Source organism: Seonamhaeicola marinus (genome assembly GCF_008085455.1).
Window position 1 is genome coordinate 1 of the sequence record NZ_VSDQ01000505.1, and the last position, 207, is coordinate 207.

Genomic DNA, 207 nt, shown 5'->3' on the forward strand with positions numbered 1-207 from the left:
AGCGTGTTTTATAATATTCAAAAACAAATTCCTGCTAAACTAATGTTTATTGGTGAAGGTCCTGAAAAAGAAAATATTGAAAAGCAATGTGCAGATTTAGGTATTTTAGATAGGGTTATTTTCTTTGGAAGAAGTAATGAAATTGATAAAATATTATGTTTTAGTGATTTGTTTTTACTACCATCATTAACCGAAAGTTTTGGCTTA

General features: G+C 27.1%; 1 protein-coding gene. It reads left to right on the forward strand.

Annotated features, from left to right (window positions below):
- The coding region (locus tag FUA24_RS07970) for a glycosyltransferase (RefSeq protein ID WP_148541223.1) at positions 1-207 on the forward strand (207 nt) is incomplete at both ends.